The following is a 17,844-nucleotide window of genomic DNA, read 5'->3' as shown; positions in this document are numbered from 1 at the left end:
ATGAAGAAATATGATCAATTATGTAAATATTGTTTGGTGATAGTCTTGACATTCAGTATGTCATGCAGTACCTATGCGGCTGATCAATCAGATGATGCTCAACAAGCGTTGCAGCAACTACGAATGCTACAACAGAAATTATCACAAAACCCTTCCCCTGATGCACAGTCAGGAGCCGGTGATGGCAGTGATAATGCGGCTTCTGATTCAACGCAACAGCCTAATCAATCCGGTCAGGCTAATGCTCCGGCTGCAAATCAAACAGCAAATGCGGGCGGTGATGGGCAGATAATTAGTCAAGATGATGCCGAAGTTATTGATAAGAAGGCATTTAAGGATATGACACGCAACTTATATCCCTTAAATCCTGAGCAAGTAGTCAAATTAAAACAAATTTATGAAACTTCCGAGTATGCCAAAGCTTCAACAGCAGGCACTCCACCTAAACCTACAGCGACATCACAATTTGTTAATCTGTCTCCAGGCTCAACACCGCCGGTAATAAGATTATCACAGGGTTTTGTGTCTTCCTTAGTGTTCCTGGATTCAACAGGAGCCCCGTGGCCTATTGCTGCATATGATTTGGGTGATCCCTCTTCGTTTAATATTCAATGGGATAAAACCAGTAATACTTTAATGATTCAAGCTACGAAGCTATATAACTATGGTAATTTGGCAGTAAGGTTAAGAGGATTAAATACCCCTGTCATGCTTACTCTAATACCCGGGCAGAAAGCCGTGGATTATCGAGTAGACTTGAGAGTTCAAGGCTATGGCCCCAACGCTAAAAGTATGCCAACTGAAGAAGGCATTCCCCCATCAGCGAATGATTTACTTCTTCATGTGTTAGAAGGTGTTCCTCCGCCAGGAAGCAGGCGTCTGGTGGTTAGTGGTGGGGATGCTCGAGCTTGGTTATCTAATGAAAAAATGTATGTTAGAACGAATCTCACTATATTGTCGCCGGGCTGGTTAGCCAGTATGACTAGCGCAGATGGAACGCATGCTTATGAAATGCAAAAATCTCCGGTTTTATTAGTGTCTTGGCATGGAAAAGTCATGCAACTCAAGGTAGAAGGGTTATAAGCAAATGGCGAGCAAAAAAGAAAATCTAAAGTCACTGTTTTCCAATACTCGGACTCGAGTGATTATCATTTTTACAGCAGCTTTATTAATCATCGCGGTAGTAATAGGCTTTTTTAAAATAAGAAGCGCTACTACCAGTTCGATTGCTGCAGCTGAAGTTTCTACAGTGCCGGGAGGAATTCAATCTATTCCAGGAGTTTTAGATCCAACTGCTCAATATGCCAAATTGCAAGAAGAACAAAATATAACCCAGGCGCAAGTCGCTGAAAAAACAGGTGGGAGTGCTATTCCAACAATTATCCGCACCCAAGCACTAGGAGAAGGAGTTGGTGTTATCGGTTCCCAAAGTGGAGTGGGTTTTGCTGCTTTGGCTCAAGAAGAGTTAGGTGGTCCTCAACGAAGTTTATGGATACAAGAGTTACAAGATGGTGGTTGTAGCAAATCTGTGATTACGAAAGTTGTGAATCAGGGAGCTCAATTAACTGATTTGAAAGCGGCTTGTAGCTGTGTTCAGTTAAAAGATAGTGGATACGGTTTGCAAGAATTAGAGCAGGTCTGTGAGTGTAAAGAGCTAAAGGCCGCTGGTTATAATGCAAGGCAGTTGAAAGAAGCAGGTTATAGTGCGGGTCGACTTCGAAATTGCGGGTTTGATGCGTGTGAACTACGTAATGCGGGTTTTACAGCTCAAGAAATGAAAGATGGAGGTTTTTCAGACGGGGAATTAAAAGGAGCTGGGTTCTCTGATGCTGAAATTGCAAAAGCAAGTGGCTTACCAGATGGTATAACTGCAGATGATGTGCGCAAAGCAGGATGTGGGGCTGCTGCATTGGCCAAATTACGCCAGGCAGGGGTTAGTGCGTCCGCTATTAGAAAAATAAGTGGTTGCACCGCTGAGCAGTTGAAAGCGGCAGGTTATACCGCTAAAGAGCTAAAAGATGCAGGTTTTAGTGCTGCGGACTTAAAACGAGCAGGTTTTTCTGCTGCAGAATTAAAAGATGCGGGATTTACTGCAAGAGATTTGTTAAACGCAGGATTTACACCAGCTGATCTGGCAAAGGCAGGATTTTCTAATGCTCAAATCAAAGCTGCGCAGGCAGAGCTTCCGCCTGGAATTACTCCGCAAGATGTGAAGAATGCTGGTTGTGATGTGGAGGCTTTGAAAAAGGAAAGGGAAGCAGGAGTTAGTGCTGCTTTAATCAGACAATACGCTGGATGTAGCGCACAGGCCCTCAAAGCTGCCGGATTCACTGATGCAGATTTGGCGAGCGCAGGATTTACACCAGCTCAAATCAGTGCAGCAACTCCTTTGAGCGATGCGGAAATAAAGGCTGCTGGCTGTGATCCTGATAAACTAAAAAAATTATTTTCTGCGGGTGTATCTGCAAAACGCATCAAAGAACTCAATGGTTGCAGTGCGGAAGCTTTAAAAGCTGCGGGGTATGATGCGCAATCCCTGCTTGCGGCAGGATTTACACCTCAAGAATTGCTTGCGGCAGGATTTACACCAAAGCAGTTGGAAGATGCTGGATTAAATCCTGCATCCATTATTGCAGACGGGCGTGTTGCAGACTGTAGTGTAGAGTCATTAAAAAAAGCGAGGGCAGCTGGTGTTAGTGCCTTGACAATAAAGCAAACATTAGGATGTTCCGCTGCAGCATTGAAAGCAGCTGGTTATACTGCAAAAGAGCTGAAAGACGCCGGGTTTACTGCAGCGGAATTAAAAGCAGCCGGTTTTAGTGCGAAAGATTTAAAAGATGCCGGTTTTACAGCAAAGGAATTGCGTGATGCGGGTTTCTCCGCCCAGGAATTAAAAGATGTGGGTTTTAGTGCAAAAGATTTAAAAGACGCTGGGTTTTCTGCTGCTGAATTAAAAGCGGCTGGATTCACTGCTGCCCAGCTAAAGGCTGCTGGGTTTTCTGCAAAAGATCTAAAAGATGCTGGTTTCTCTGCAGCGGAATTAAAAGCAGCCGGATTTAGTGCAAAGGAGTTGAAGGATGCAGGTTTTAGCGCCTCGGATTTGAAAAATGCCGGGTTTAGCGCAAAAGAATTGAAAGATGCAGGATTTAGCGCCTCAGATTTGAAAAACGCAGGATTTAGTGCCTCAGAATTAAAGAATGCTGGATATTCGGCTGATGAGCTAAAAAAAGCCGGATATACCTCAGCTGAGCTGAGAAATGCTGGATTTTCTCCACAAGAATCAGCCGTTGCAGGGTTACAAGGGCCTGATTTGCAACAACTCGACTCAAGTATTACAGGAATTCCCTCAATTCCTGGCGCTACTCCAAGGCCAACAACCAGTGATGCTGCCTCTAGTGCTGAGCAGCTTCAGGCCATTTTGCAAAAGCAAAATGAACAATTGGCTGAGCAAAAATATCAGCAAGAAATTCAACAAAGAACTTCTGACATGCTCACAGCGGCGACTCAGCTTGTTCAAGACTGGAAGAAGGTTGAAACACAGGTGTATACAGAAGGTACAGAAGAAACAAAAACATCTGGTGGTGAAAGCTCAGTTCCAGGAGCAGGCACTGGTGCAGGTGCTAATAATCAACCAGTAGAGCAAGGTGCAAGTGGTGCTCAGAATCAGGCTATTATCAAAACGGGCGATATTATGTTTGCGGTTCTGGATACCGCTGTGAATAGTGATGAGCCAGGTCCAATATTGGCAACTATTGTTACTGGTAAGCTAAAAGGCTCAAAATTAATAGGAAGCTTCAACTTACCGTCTAATGCGGACAAGATGGTGATTACCTTTAATACAATGTCAATTCCAGGAGCAGAAAAAACTATATCTATCTCGGCTTATGCAATTGATCCAAACACGGCAAGAACAGCCCTATCCAGTAGAACTAATCATCACTATTTAATGCGATATGGTTCCCTGTTTGCTTCTTCTTTCTTACAAGGATTTGGAAATGCATTCCAGTCGGCAAATACAACAATCACCATTGGGGGTACTGGTGGTGGTAATAATATTACTGTAGCCAATGGTGTTGGTCGCTCAACTTTGGAAAATGCAGTTATAGGATTGGCTACCGTTGGAAAGGCATGGAGTCAACAGGCGCAACAATTGTTTAATACACCAACAACTGTGGAAGTTTATTCTGGTACAGGTTTGGGTATTTTATTTACCCAGGATGTTACAACAATTTAATTTGATGGCGGATAATGATGGCAGAGCACGATCAAAATAATGATGAATATAAATTTGCAGAACTTGATTCATACGATATGGATCAGTCTGGTGAATCGGATCTCGATTCAGAAACTTCGTTTCAATCTGGAAAAGAGGGATTAACAAAGAAAAAAGATATTAAGCGAAATGCTCTTATTGTTATCGGGGCAGTTGTATTTATAATGGTGATGTATAAAATAATTGGCTGGATGTTTTTCTCAGATAAATCCAGCCAAGTAACCTCAAAGCCCGCTATTCCTCCAGTAACACAGGTAGCAACACCACAACCTGTACAGACAATACCAACCACCACTCCCATACAACAAGTTCAGCCTACGACTATTATTGAAGATGACCCCGATCTAAAGAAGAAAGTTTCAGCAATAGAAATGACACAGCAGAGTCTTCGTTCGGAAGTCAATGTCCTTGGTGAGCAAATCAATGCAGTAAATAATAATATCAAAAATTTAAATGCTCAAATTGTAAATCTGAATCAAATTATTGGTAATATGTCAAATCAAATTGCTAGACAATCAGAAGTGATTAATGTCTTAATGGCGCGTACAACACCTAAGAAAGTTGTAAAAGTGTCTCGGCCAACAGTTCAAGCAAGAATTATTTATTACATACAAGCAGTAATTCCAGGTCGGGCTTGGCTAATTGGTTCAAATGGTTCTACACTTACAGTTAGAGAGGGATCAAAAATTCCAGGATATGGAATGGTTAAATTAATTGATTCTTTGCAAGGTCGTATTTTAACAAGCTCTGGACAAGTGATTAAGTTTAGTCAAGAAGATAGTTGAGGCGTATATGGCTGATCCGACTTGTACTGGCGGCACAGTAGCATGCTGGATAGTGAGTCAAGCTAACATATTAGCTAATATTGCTAATCAGTTGGAGCCTGTTCAAAGGCTGATTACTGGAGCCGCTTATTTGATTGGGTGTGCTTTTATATTTAAGGCAATTTATAGCTTAAAGGTTTATGGAGAAGCCAGGACAATGATGTCGAGTAATACGAGTATGAAAGAGCCGGTGATGTATTTGTTGGTAGGTGCATTACTTATCTATTTCCCAACACTGGTTTCCTCTGTATTGCAAACGACCTTTGGTTATAGTAACCCACTTGCTTACTCAGGAGGTGTGAGTAGTGGAAGCGATACTATTTCAGCCTTATTTGGCAGTGGCAGTCTAGTAGGCAGACCTTTGGTGATGATTATACGGGTTATTGGTCTAATTGCATTTGTAAGAGGATGGGTATTAATTGCACGTTCTGCGTCGCAGGGGCAACCTCCAGGAGGTACAGGTAAAGGTTTGATTCATGTATTTGGGGGAATATTGGCAATCAATATTGTTGGTACAGTTGATATGATTAACAATACTTTATATGGTACTTAAACTAATTTAAAAACAGGAGAGAATTGTGAACATTAAGGTTATCCATAAATCAGGTTATAAACACTGGCTAGTAAGCGCAGCTTGTTTGACTTTATTGACTCTAATTTGTCAGGATGCTGCAGCAGGTGTATCGCTAGGTAAAATGGCATCACAAATTACGGGTTCATTTACAAGTCTTACTAAATTGATTACTGCGGGCTCTTACTTGGCTGGATTGGGTTTTTCTATTGGTGCTATTATGAAATTTAAACAGCACAAGGATAATCCTACTCAAATTCCAATTGGAACACCAATAGCTTTGATATTTATCGCTGCGGCATTATTATTCCTTCCATCTATTTTAGGAGTGGCCGGAGTAACTATGTTCGGTGGTAGCGGCGGTAAAACTGCTGGACCTACTGGAACAATATATAAGACTAATTAATAGAGAGATTATTTATATTATTTGGGTAAAGAGAATACCGCTTTACCCAATTTAATTTATAGGCTTTTTATTGTGTTAAATAGTAAATTTAAATGATTGTCTCTATTAATATGGTCAAATATCTTTAAGCTGCCTTAGTCAGTAGCTAATGATAGAACACATAATTTTTTGAAAATTGACTGAATGTGAACCAAAATATGGCAGATAATCAACAACGATGTGAGCTAAAACTAATTGCTTCACCAGGTTCCTGGCGTTTATATTCTGCCAGAAAAATTGATGAGCGATTCAAATCCTATGAGCAAAAAATCTTTCAGCGAGATAGGTATACTTGTCAATTTTGCGGGTTTCAAGCCCGATTATACCAAGACATCGTGAATCTGGATGGTGATTATACAAACAATAGGTTATCAAATTTAGTTACAGCTTGTTGTTTTTGTGCGCAATGCTTTTTTGTTGAGTCAGTAGGAGTTGGTGGTTATGGTGGAGGTACTTTGATTTACCTGCCAGAACTGACCCAAGCTGAACTAAATAGCTTATGCCATGTTCTTTTTTGTGCTATTACCAATGATACCGGATACAAATCCAGTGCACAGAATATTTATAGAAGCTTTAAATTTCGCTCGCAAACTGTTGAAGAAAAATTTGGTGAGGGCACAAGTGATCCTGCAATATTTGGGCAATTAATGATTGATTCTGGTGTGAATAGTGAAGAGATAAGAGAGAAACTTTTTAAAAATATAAGGCTATTACCCTCTAGGGCAAAATTCAGGAAGCAAATAGAGAAATGGGCTGCCAGTGCTTTAGAAGAAATTGCAGATTAAACAGTAAAAGTACTATTAATAATTGAGGACAAACGATGGCAAATTGGTCAGAATCGTTTTTTGAAGGCGTCGATACTTTCTTTGCCTGGTTAAGTACTTCCTTGAAGCAAACTACAGAGTCTTATATAGATTTGGAAACGGCAGATAGCCCTACCGTATTAGTTAATCATGATGGATCATTACTGTCGATATTAAAAATTGAAGGGATTACTGGATTGGCAGGCCCTGAAGAATTTGAACGACTCGTTGAAGGTTTAGCCAACTCATTTCAAGCTGCTATGGGTAGACCTGGTCATGCGCTACAAGTTTATTTTAGCCATGATAAGCAAAACATAGTAAAAATGATCAAGGATATTTATGACCCTGCGGAAGCAACAGCAAGTCGTCTTGAACTTAATTTAAGAGATTTATTTGAGGAGCGGGTCAATTATTTATCACAATATTGTGCAGAGGAGCGTGTTTATTTTGTTTTGTATACGAGACCATTTAACTTGGCGAGCGATCAGTTAAAAGCTGCGAACAAAGCAAAAATGAAGATGATCAAGGATACAAAAGCTCCCCCATTTAAAAACACACAAACGATTTTTGCGGCTGTTCCGGAAATAAGAGATACACATGATGCTTATGTGCGTGCAATTCTAAATGATTTGGATGCCCTGAATGTGATAGCTAAGTTGCTTGAGGTACACGATGCAGTACATGCCATTCGCATGACAGGTGATCCTGATTATACTGCAGATGATTGGCGCGCAACTTTACCTGGAGATAAAATACCTGTTCGTGAGCTGAATAATTTTGAGGGGGATCCTTCTGATTTATTATGGCCGCCGTTGTCCAAACAGGTTTTGCCAAGAGATGCAGAGATTATTGATTTACGCACTGTCCGAGTGGGCGATAAAATTTATGCTTCAACCTATATTGATTTGTTTCCAAAGGATGTAAGACCATTTATTAGTTTATTTTCTCGTATTCTTCCTTCACATGTGCCCTGGAAAATTTCTTTTTTGTTAGAAAGCGAAGGATTAAGCACAATTAAATTGAAGGGGCTCTTGGCAGCGATATTGAGCTTTAGCTCCGCACAGAATCGTTTAATTAGTGATTCAGTTAATCTGCTGAAATATATACAACTCAATACGGATGAGGCGATTGTCAGACTACGCGTCGTTGCAACAACCTGGGCCCCAGAAGGCAATATTCCCTTGTTGCGGCGAAGAAGTTCTGAGTTAGTAAAGGCTATTGAAGGTTGGGGTTCTACTGATGTATCAGAGATTTGTGGGGATCCGTTTGCAGGCTTTGTGTCAAGTATGCTAGCAACTACTTTGAACAGCTCAGCAGTAGCATCAGTAGCTCCTTTGTCAGACGTTATCTCAATGCTGCCTATTACAAGACCAGCATCTCCCTGGAAAACAGGAGCCTTGCTTTTTAGAACACCAGATGGTAAACCGTGGCCATTTCAACCAGGCTCAACTGAACAAACTACCTGGATTGATCTGGTTTACGCTCGTCCTGGTTCTGGTAAATCTGTGTTGTCAAATGCACTGAATTTAGCTCTTTGTCTTTCAGGTGGTTTAATGCGTTTGCCGCGCATTGCAATTATTGATATAGGCCCCTCAAGTAGTGGTTTGATTTCATTGCTAAAAGAGGCTCTTCCTGCATCCAAACGTCATTTGGTTGCTTATCATAGATTAAGGATGACCCCAGATTATTCCATTAATCCCTTTGATACCCAATTGGGATGTCGTTATCCAACTGCTTTGGAACGATCATTCTTAGTCAACTTCATGACCTTGCTAACTACGCCATTAGGTGCTGCAAAGCCATATGACGGTATGGCCGATTTGGCGGGTATGGTGGTAGATGAATTATATAAAAGCATGGCTGATGAATTCAATCCGACACCTTATGCTCCAGGAATAGAGGAATTTATTGATAGCATCCTGGAGGAAATAGGTTTTGTCCGAGATGCCAAATCAACCTGGTGGGAAGTGACTGACTCGCTCTATTCAGCAGGTTTTGTCCATGAAGCGATGTTGGCGCAAAGATATGCAATGCCGTTATTAGCGGATGCTGCTTCTATCTGTAGAACACCATCAATTGAGGATTTGTATGAAAAGATTACAGCGCCAACTGGTGAATCACTAATTAATGCTTTTTCAAGAATGATTTCATCTGCTGTTCGCGAATATCCTATTTTATCGCGGGTCACTAGTTTTGATATTGGTGACGCAAGAGTAGTGTCTCTTGATTTGGATGAAGTAGCGAAAAGTGGTGGTGATGCGGCAGATAGACAAACAGCGGTTATGTATATGTTAGCCAGATATGTATTGGCAAGACACTATTATTTAACAGAAGAAAGTTTGAATAATGTACCGGAACAATATAAAGAGTATCACAAACAGAGAGTATTAGAGATTCGAGAAGATCATAAGCGTATTGTTTATGATGAATTCCATCGCACGTCAAAATCGTCTGCTGTTCGTGAGCAAGTTATTATTGATATGCGTGAAGGCCGAAAATGGAAAGTGCAAATTTCCCTATTATCACAAGCAGTAGATGACTTTGATCCAGTAATGATTGATTTTGCTACCGCTATTTATGTTATGGATGCAGGACCATCTCAAGCTGTCGAGAAAACCAGTCAAATTTTTGGACTTTCTGAAACAGCCAAGATTGCTTTACGTACTCGAGTTCATGGTCCTAGACAAGGTGGCGCTACTTTCCTTGCTCAGTTTGCTACTAAAACAGGCATCAACGTACAATTATTAACCTTAACATTGGGGCCGGTGGAATTATGGGCATTTAGTACTACTGCAGAAGATGCCACAGTACGAAATCTTTTGTATAGGCATCTGGGACCAAGTGAAGCTCGACGGCTTTTAGCTGCACTGTTCCCAAATGGTACAGTGACTAAAGAATTGGAGGCTCGATTAGCAAGCATGAAGCAAAAAGTTGGGTTAATTGAAGATGATGAGAGAGAGGGAATGATTAACCAATTGGTGAATGATATTCTTGATGCTTATTCAAAAGATCCCAACGTGAAAAGCTTGCCTGCAAAAGTAGGTTGAAGCAGGTAAGATTTTTATTAGTATGTCTCAATGCACTTATTTTCTGGCTATTAATGCTGAATTTTTTCCGCTAAAAAACTGATTTAAATCTATTGTTGCTTATTCAATCGATAGAAATTATGTCGGTTTGTCTCAATCTAATGTTTTAAGTAAGTTCTTTTTGATAGCTTTCACGAATGGAAATAGTTATTGGTATCACGATAAGGATCCATAGGAACAGGTACCAAGCCGGAGCCATTTTATTGCTACTTAATTCAATCAGGGTAAACGCAACCAAAGGCATGGTACCGCCAAACAAAGCCTGGCCAATGTTATAGGATATGGAAATCCCACTCGCCCGTACACTGGTTGGAAACATTTCTGCAATAATAGTGGGTACTGTCGCATTGATTGGGGCTAAAGCTATCGCTAGTAATAATTCGCTGCATAATGCTTCCCACCAACTGCCACTTAATAAGAGCCAAAAAAATGGGAAAATTAATATGCAAAGAGAAAACAAACCGATTAAAAAAATAGGCTTGCGTCCCACAACATCAGAAAGAAATCCCATCAGCGGTATTAAAACTGTCAAAAGAGCAAGGGCAATTAAGTTGATTAATAACGCATCTTTCAAAAGGAAATACTCTGATTTGACTAAAAAAGTTGTGACATAGGCGATAAGTACATAATTAGACATAGCAAGAATGCTAGTAATTATAACAGATAAAAAAAGTTGCTGTTTAAATCGGGTGAATACCACTTTTGCAGGAAGTACAGCAGTATGCTTATCCTTTAGAAATGTGGGTGATTCAAAGCTTTTAATACGTAAATAAATGCCCAAAATTCCTAAAATACCACCTAACAAATACGCATACCTCCACCCCCAATTTAATAGAGAATCACCTGTAAATAATGTGCTGAATATTGATGCGGTAAGCGCTCCAATAAAAATACCTAAAAAAGCGCTACTTAACACGAGGCTTCCAGCGAGCCCCCGGCTTTGTTGAAACATATGCTCAATCAAATAGGTGGTCGAGCCAGGTAGTTCGCCTCCCACTGCAAGACCCTGAATGAGCCGTAAAATAGAAAATAAAAGTGGGGCGATAATTCCCCACGAATTAAAATCAGGTAATACCGCAATTAATGAGGTAGAAATGGTCATTACTGACATAGATAGTATTAATGCTTTCCGCCGTCCTACATGATCAGCATAGTGCCCAAGTAAAAGCCCACCAATTGGGCGCATGATGAATCCTATAGCAAATAAGCTAAATGTTGCTATAAGAGAAACAAAATGGATTTTTGAAGGGAAAAAAATTTCAGCAAAAACAGGGGCAAAACTGGCATAGAGCAAGAAATCATACCACTCCAAAGTATTTCCGTATAATCCAGCAATAATGCTGCGTTTGGTATTTTGCTTCATAATTATGCAATATGATCGTTTAAGGTAAACCCATTTAGAATTCCTGGAGTAAAAGGATTAATTTGGTTGTTTGTTTTTAATAAATAGCGGCCGGAGTTGCTATTCACTTCAAAAAGTATTTGGAGGCTGGAACTATCTTGTTCATCCACAAGCACATTAACTTTTTCAAGTAATTTAAATATTGCCCAGGTTCCATATTCTGCGAGTTCATAATGATTTCCTTCAATAGAATCAAGAGCCAATTTAGCGTTGTTTTGAGGCCAGGTGAAACGAATTAGTGAATCGCTAGTTTGATTATCCATCAATTTAGTGCCGCCAATTTCAAGGACTAGGTTAGAAACTACAGGATCCAGAGAGATTTTTTGCAAACTAAAATCAATTTTGCTTTCATCACTGTGATCAGGAAAGAACATATTAGTAATGATATTGGCACGAATTAACTCATCAATTACTTCATTTGAAATAGGCAAGATGAAATCATTCACAGCTTTAGGCTTCCATTCTGGAGATGAAGTGTCAAGAAATGGCTTAATGTATTGTTCAGAGTAGGTGTTCAATAGGCCATGTGTTGAGAAAAAGCGATTAAAATCTGCAATATCTATTTCTGCAGTTTGTGACGAGTCAAAAGGATAGCGCCGGGCAATAGAGTTTTCGAACTCTCTATAGACGGTTTTTTGCCATTGATTATTAATGTATTGACGACTATCTCTAATCAGTATAACCCAAGTGTCACCAGCTATTTGCTTTGTCCACGAACTCAATGGTTCAGGTAATTGTCGTGCCTGGCTGTAGAGCAAACTCACAGGGTCAGAGGAATTTTCATTGAGAAAACGCGAGCGTGTAATGGTAAACGCTGTTTTACCTCCATCATTTACAACAGATAAAGTTGCAATAAATCGTTCTAATTCAGAAATTCTAAAATCTAATTCCTTGATGCTGGATAAAGTTGTTAAATTTAAATCAGTAAATTGATTGGCAATGAATTGATTAAACGTGGATATGCCTTCGGTTAAATCCGGTTTGGTTTCCTGCTGAATAAGATTAGCGAATTTATAAAACGAATTGGATTGTTGTATTAATTTTGTTAATTGACGGCCTTGCTGATAATCCTGATAACGTAATGGTTGGGATTTCTTCATGAACGTTTGCCACCAAGTCACGTAATCAAAACAATAAGCCTGAATCAGCATATTGTGTAATTGAGACAAATCCTGTCTCGCAAGTACCCAGTTTTCTGATTGAAGTGTGTTGGTAATTTTAGGTAATTCGTTAATAATTTTCGTAAATCCGGTTTTAGTAAAATAGGTTGGCACTTCATCCGTGGGTATAGAAAAACCTTCGATCACAATCTTTTGTTTTTCCTGAGGGAAATATTCTTTAGCAATAGAGTAATATAAATAGCTTGTTGGAAGTGCATTAAGATAATTCCTCGCATCACTGATTATTTGTGATTTGATGGGTATATTTTGAGGAGGATTACTAAGAGTTTGTTTTAAAAGAGCCAATTGTTTTTGCGTAGTGCCTGGTGCACGTCCCTGCCATTGTTGTTGAAACCAATCCAGAATGGGTTGGGATGAAAAATATTTTGAGTCTCCTAACATTAAATAAATTTTTAAAGCCTTATAACGAGTGATAGGGGTGTTGCCAGGACTTGTGATGATTTGTTCTAACTCATTGGCTAAGGAGGGAAGAAATTCTCCTTGTAAACGATTTTGAGCATTGTTGTGAAGGTTTAATTTTAATTGGTGCACAGTAGGCAGTGATATGGAGTTTGATGTAATGTGATTCATTTTATTTGCAGCCTGTGATAAGTGATATAGCGCTTGTGCACCGCTAGTACCCTGATTATTCAGTGCTTCATAGGCAAGCAATTCTTTACTAGCCTCATCAAGAATATGAGAGGTTTTGTAGTGGTTATAAATCAGCGTTAATAAACTGAGCCCGGCCAAACTTACTGCAACGGCAATGAATGGTTTTTGAGAAAATTTTGTAGTCTGTGGTACCTGGATACATTGTTCCTGGATTGTTTGCAGTGCACCTTCTACAAAATAGGATCTGAAATTGGTCGCTTGAGGGAAAGTATCCTGAACAACCAGAGCGTATTCATGCTGAATTTTTTTGTTTAGCCTATCTACACTGACTCCACCTTGCTCGGCACTCGTGAAAAAAATAGAGTGAACGTGGAATAATTTTGGCGAAATCCCCTGAATTAACGACTGAATTGGGGCTCTCAAGCTGGCTAATTGCAAAGGAAATTCGCGTATCAAACTGCGCTTAATAGTAGAACGTGCCGGGTGCATTTTATTGATAACTTGCTGTCCTAAAGCTTCAATTAATTGATTGAATTGAAGGGAAAACGTTTCAATTTTTTTACTTAATTGATTGACACAATCAAGGGAAAAACCAAGAGGTTTGGATAGATCATTGACATGATCCATTTGATAAAATTCAGAAAAGCCAGCCAAGGTATCCATTTTGGTGAATATTAAAGCTAATTCAGCCTGATATCCAAGGTTAACACCTAATCGTTGAATAAGTTGCAAATGAGATTTTTTTTGTTCAGTGAATTGTGCTGGTTCGGCGATCAGTAAATCATTGACATCCACACATAAAATCAAGCCTGTAATTTTGAGATGACGATTGCATTTATTTAATTGTTTAAGTGTTGTGAGCAATAATGTTTTGCTATTAGTAAGCCAATTTTCACCAAGCTCTACTATGATTCCCTTTTGATTAAAATACAGTTTGGCATGCTCTTCGCTGAATACGGGCATTTCTTCCATATTACTTTGCTTTAACAGTGCCGATTTGCCTTGGGCGTTTTTTCCGGTGATGACAATAAAAGATAATTGATTAGCTTGTGGTTTTAATTGAGAGAGAATTTTTTTTATAGCATCACATAATGCGCGTAATGAATTGTCCATTAGTTTTCCAGCATAGCAAGTTGGGTATGTCCAAATAAAACAGTTTTAGCTTTGTTTTCTAATAAAACATGGCTAGTAACAAAAGCTAGAATTACAATACCTACAGCAGCAATAGTTGTTATCCACGTTGCTTTATAATTTTTTTTAACAGTTTTGGGAAGAGGATTCTCATTAAACAAGCGATGTGGTTTATTAAAACGGTATTTTTGTATGATTTGATATAAATCTTCAATAGTATTATCAAGACATTGTCGCCCGTCTGCTTTCAGATGGTACTCACCCTCAAATCCGGCAATGAGGCAAAAGTAGGCTAATTCAATTAAATCGAGAAATTGATTTGGCCTCTCTTTAATGTAATTCAATATTTCAAAAAAGCGCTGCTGGGGTTGTGCCCCATCACTTGATAAGGGAGTAAATGATTTGAACTCCGTCGTCAGGTTATAGACCCTTAGATAACTTTTACCTAATATTTCATCAATGGTAGCTGATAATAAATATTGAGCAATGCTAATAATATCCAACGGATATTTAGAAGCGTCTAATTTACTGTGAAAGGCGCGTAATTCATGCTGTATATTTTCTCTTATATCCTCTACTGGAGGTAAAGAAGGACTTAAACAAAGTCTTTCCAGTAAAGACAGTATTGGTCCGGCCGCTGCTACTAAAACATTTGTAGAAAATGGGGCAATAAATAATTTCGAACGATAATATCCACTAGGAACCAACGAAAGCTCTGTGATTGCAAGACGATTGACAAGTGAGGACGGGTATTGCTCAGTTGTCATTATATTACTCCATGGGTTTCAGTGACGCATTAGACCTTCAGTAGCATTTTTGTCTTTTGCGTGATTGCCAGTTAATTAGTAAGTATTCCTATAATTCTTATTTATTCTATAGGTAAAATCTGCTTCTAGAAATACTTGCTCCTTGTTCTAATATCAAGTCCATCAGTCCTACAAGAAAAGGTCCATTTATGCTAATCAAAAAGCTTCAATTAAAAAGAAGATGATACGTTATATACGACTCTTTGTTCAAGTTAGTCAAGCTTAGAATTAATACATGCTTGACATTAATGTTTAAAATGTCGCACTCCTGTAAAAATCATCGCTATCTTGTGTTGGTCGGCGCAAGAAATAATTTTTTCATCTCTGATAGAACCCCCTGGTTGAATAATTGCGGATATACCAGCCTTCGCAGCTATTTCAATAGTATCAGGGAAAGGGATAAATGCGTCTGAGGCCATAACAGCGCCTTTGGGATCAAACCCCATTTGCTCTGCTTGCCACAAGCCAATACGAGCACTCATTACTCGACTGGTTTGTCCTCCGCCAACCCCTATAGTGGCCAAATCATTAGCGTATACAATGGCATTGGATTTGACATGTTTGGCTGCTAACCAAGCAAACATTAAATTTTGTAGTTGTTCATCGGTGGGTTTTACTTGGGTAACGATTTGTAACTCACATGATTCCAGAGAAAGAGAATCGTGTTCTTGTACTAATAGACCACCATCGACTTTCTTCATACTTAATCTAAAATTGTTACCTTGTTGCCAAAAGCCGGTTAGAAGAACACGAATGTTCTCTTTGGCAGCCAGAATTTTTTTTGCTTCTTCATTGGCATCAGGTGCAATAATCACTTCAACAAATTGTTTTTCTAATATTGCTTTTGCCGTATCGCTATCCAGAGTTCCATTGAAAGCAATAATTCCACCATAAGCGGATATTGGATCACTTTGAAAAGCTTTTAAGTAAGCATCAAGTGATGTGTCGGATAGCGCAATGCCACAGGGGTTGGTATGTTTTACAATGACACAAACCGACTTTTCATTGGAAAATGATTTCACACAATCGAGAGCTGCATCGGCATCAAGAATATTATTATAGGATAATTGTTTTCCCTGTAATAAGGTTGCTGTACTTAGAGAGCCTGGATGTGAATTTTTATCAGCATAAAAAATAGCTTGCTGATGGGGGTTTTCACCATAACGAAGATCAGTAATTTTATTAAATTGGCAAGTTAGTGTGTCGGGAAATCCAGTTGGAACATAATCATTACCCAAAGTAGTTAAATAATTTGCAATTGCGGCATCGTAGGCTGCAGTATGGGCAAATGCTTTTTTAGCTAACGCAAAATTCCAATGGGAAGGTGCTTTCTGATCTTGTAAATAATGAATTAATTTTGAGTAATCATTTGGATCAATGATGACATAAGTATGGGCATGATTTTTAGCTGCAGCTCGCACCATTGTTGGTCCACCAATGTCAATGTTTTCAATGGCCTTATTAAAATCGCAGTCCGGGTGGTTAATGACTTGTTCAAAGGGGTATAAATTGACAATCAGCAAATCAATAGGTTTTATTCCATGTTGTCTTAAAACTGGGCTGTCTTGTTCTCCGCGGGCTAATAAACCAGCATGAATAGCTGGATGAAGGGTTTTAACTCTTCCATCCATTATTTCGGGAAATCCCGTGCACTCACTGACATCGGTAACTGGTAATTTATGTTCCCTTAAGATCACAGCTGTGTTTCCTGTAGCTATCAATTCCACTCCTTGGTCATGTAAGGCCTGACCGAGTTCTCTTATTCCTCTTTTATCGGAAACACTGAGTAGCGCTCGTCGTGGTTTGAAAGAAGAGTAAATTTGTTTTTTCGCCATTTACATATACCTTAGTGATATAGTTATTATTTGCTTGTAAAAACCAGCAACGACCATCCTTCACAATATTCAGTTGCAATATGAGTGAATGCGGAATCATAAGCGTCAATCAGCAAAGGGGCTTGTTCTTCCAGAATTCCTGATGTTACCAAATGCGCGCCTGACGGGAGTAGTTGATGAAAACGTTCCTTTAAACTGATTAATGGGGCCAACAAAATATTTGCGATAATTAAATGCACAGGATTTTGCAATGCTTCTGGGGAGCTGATAGAGAGTTGGCTCTCAGTGATATGATTGGCATGCGCATTACTTTGAGTGGCTTGTAACGCTTGACTATCTATGTCAACAGCATAGACATGTTTAGCTCCTAACTTGATTGCCGCGAGTGAGAGTATCCCTGAACCACAACCATAATCTATTATTGATTTATTTTTTAAATCAGCCTGCTCCAGCCAGGTTAGGCATAGGGAAGTTGTCGCATGTGTGCCTGTACCAAATGCTAACCCAGGATCTAAGATTAAATTAACTGCATCAGGTTCCGGGGGAGGGAGCCAAGTAGGACAGACCCATAAGCGGTTACCAAAATGTTGAGGTCGAAAATCATCCATCCAGGCTCTTTCCCAATTTTTATCAGCGAGCAGTTCCAAACTGCAATGCAGAGATGGTCTTTTAGCAACCAATTGTTCTCTTACGTATTGCGCTTCTTCTGCTTGGGCAAATAGGGCATGAATGATTACTTCAGGCCATAAAGGCGTTGTCCCTGGCTCTGGTTCAAGAACGGGGTTGTCATTTTTGTCCGTGAGTGTGATGGACAAGGCACCGTATTCTTCGAGTTCCTCGGTTATTTCTTCAATCTTGTCATTAGGACAATGTTCTATTTTTAGTTGAAACCACAC

12 protein-coding genes are annotated in these 17,844 nt (G+C 39.5%); 7 read left to right on the top strand and 5 right to left on the bottom strand.

The window, feature by feature from the left end; all coding sequences use genetic code 11:
- The 7 genes from icmK to icmB all read left to right on the top strand — a co-directional run bounded on the left by icmK (window position 1) and on the right by icmB (window position 9,963).
- Window positions 1–1,083, top strand: a complete 1,083-nt coding sequence (icmK, locus tag OQI99_RS09630) for a type IVB secretion system protein IcmK/DotH (RefSeq protein WP_265732361.1) — start codon at window positions 1–3, stop codon at window positions 1,081–1,083.
- Between the two features lie 4 nt (window positions 1,084–1,087).
- Window positions 1,088–4,234, top strand: coding sequence for a type IVB secretion system protein DotG/IcmE (dotG, locus tag OQI99_RS09625; RefSeq protein ID WP_042754448.1), 3,147 nt, complete (start codon window positions 1,088–1,090; stop codon window positions 4,232–4,234).
- Between the two features lie 14 nt (window positions 4,235–4,248).
- Window positions 4,249–5,058: a type IVB secretion system protein IcmG/DotF gene (icmG, locus tag OQI99_RS09620; protein WP_080447277.1), complete on the top strand. Its 810-nt coding sequence runs from the start codon at window positions 4,249–4,251 to the stop codon at window positions 5,056–5,058.
- Between the two features lie 7 nt (window positions 5,059–5,065).
- Window positions 5,066–5,650, top strand: a complete 585-nt coding sequence (gene icmC, locus OQI99_RS09615; RefSeq protein WP_061513184.1) for a type IVB secretion system protein IcmC/DotE — start codon at window positions 5,066–5,068, stop codon at window positions 5,648–5,650.
- A gap of 25 nt (window positions 5,651–5,675) precedes the next feature.
- Window positions 5,676–6,074, top strand: coding sequence for a type IVB secretion system protein IcmD/DotP (gene icmD / locus OQI99_RS09610; RefSeq protein ID WP_265731794.1), 399 nt, complete (start codon window positions 5,676–5,678; stop codon window positions 6,072–6,074).
- A 197-nt stretch (window positions 6,075–6,271) separates the two neighbouring features.
- Complete coding sequence (gene icmJ, locus OQI99_RS09605) at window positions 6,272–6,898, top strand: type IVB secretion system protein IcmJDotN (protein ID WP_265732360.1); 627 nt, start codon at window positions 6,272–6,274, stop codon at window positions 6,896–6,898.
- Between the two features lie 35 nt (window positions 6,899–6,933).
- A complete protein-coding gene (icmB, locus tag OQI99_RS09600) occupies window positions 6,934–9,963 on the top strand; it encodes a type IVB secretion system protein IcmB/DotO (RefSeq protein WP_061513186.1) in 3,030 nt (1,009 codons plus the stop codon).
- Window positions 9,964–10,108: 145 nt separating this feature from the next.
- Here icmB and OQI99_RS09595 read toward each other — a convergent pair whose 3' ends face one another.
- The 5 genes from OQI99_RS09595 to prmA form a co-directional block, all read right to left on the bottom strand.
- A complete protein-coding gene (locus tag OQI99_RS09595; RefSeq protein WP_265731793.1) occupies window positions 10,109–11,365 on the bottom strand; it encodes an MFS transporter in 1,257 nt (418 codons plus the stop codon).
- A 2-nt stretch (window positions 11,366–11,367) separates the two neighbouring features.
- Window positions 11,368–14,289 (bottom strand): type IVB secretion system protein IcmF, encoded by a 2,922-nt coding sequence (icmF, locus tag OQI99_RS09590; RefSeq protein ID WP_265731792.1) that lies wholly within the window; start codon window positions 14,287–14,289, stop codon window positions 11,368–11,370.
- Complete coding sequence (gene icmH, locus OQI99_RS09585) at window positions 14,289–15,074, bottom strand: type IVB secretion system protein IcmH/DotU (protein ID WP_265731791.1); 786 nt, start codon at window positions 15,072–15,074, stop codon at window positions 14,289–14,291. The genes icmF and icmH overlap by 1 nt, the downstream gene beginning before the upstream one ends.
- A gap of 284 nt (window positions 15,075–15,358) precedes the next feature.
- Entirely contained in the window at window positions 15,359–16,948 is a 1,590-nt protein-coding gene (gene purH, locus OQI99_RS09580) for a bifunctional phosphoribosylaminoimidazolecarboxamide formyltransferase/IMP cyclohydrolase (RefSeq protein WP_265731790.1), read from the bottom strand.
- A 26-nt stretch (window positions 16,949–16,974) separates the two neighbouring features.
- Window positions 16,975–17,844, bottom strand: a complete 870-nt coding sequence (gene prmA / locus OQI99_RS09575) for a 50S ribosomal protein L11 methyltransferase (protein ID WP_265731789.1) — start codon at window positions 17,842–17,844, stop codon at window positions 16,975–16,977.

Source organism: Legionella sp. PATHC039 (genome assembly GCF_026191275.1).
In the GTDB taxonomy this organism is placed as follows: Bacteria; Pseudomonadota; Gammaproteobacteria; order Legionellales; family Legionellaceae; genus Legionella; species Legionella pneumophila.
The sequence above is the reverse complement of the archived record's forward strand: the minus strand, read 5'-3'. Positions and strand labels throughout refer to the sequence as shown.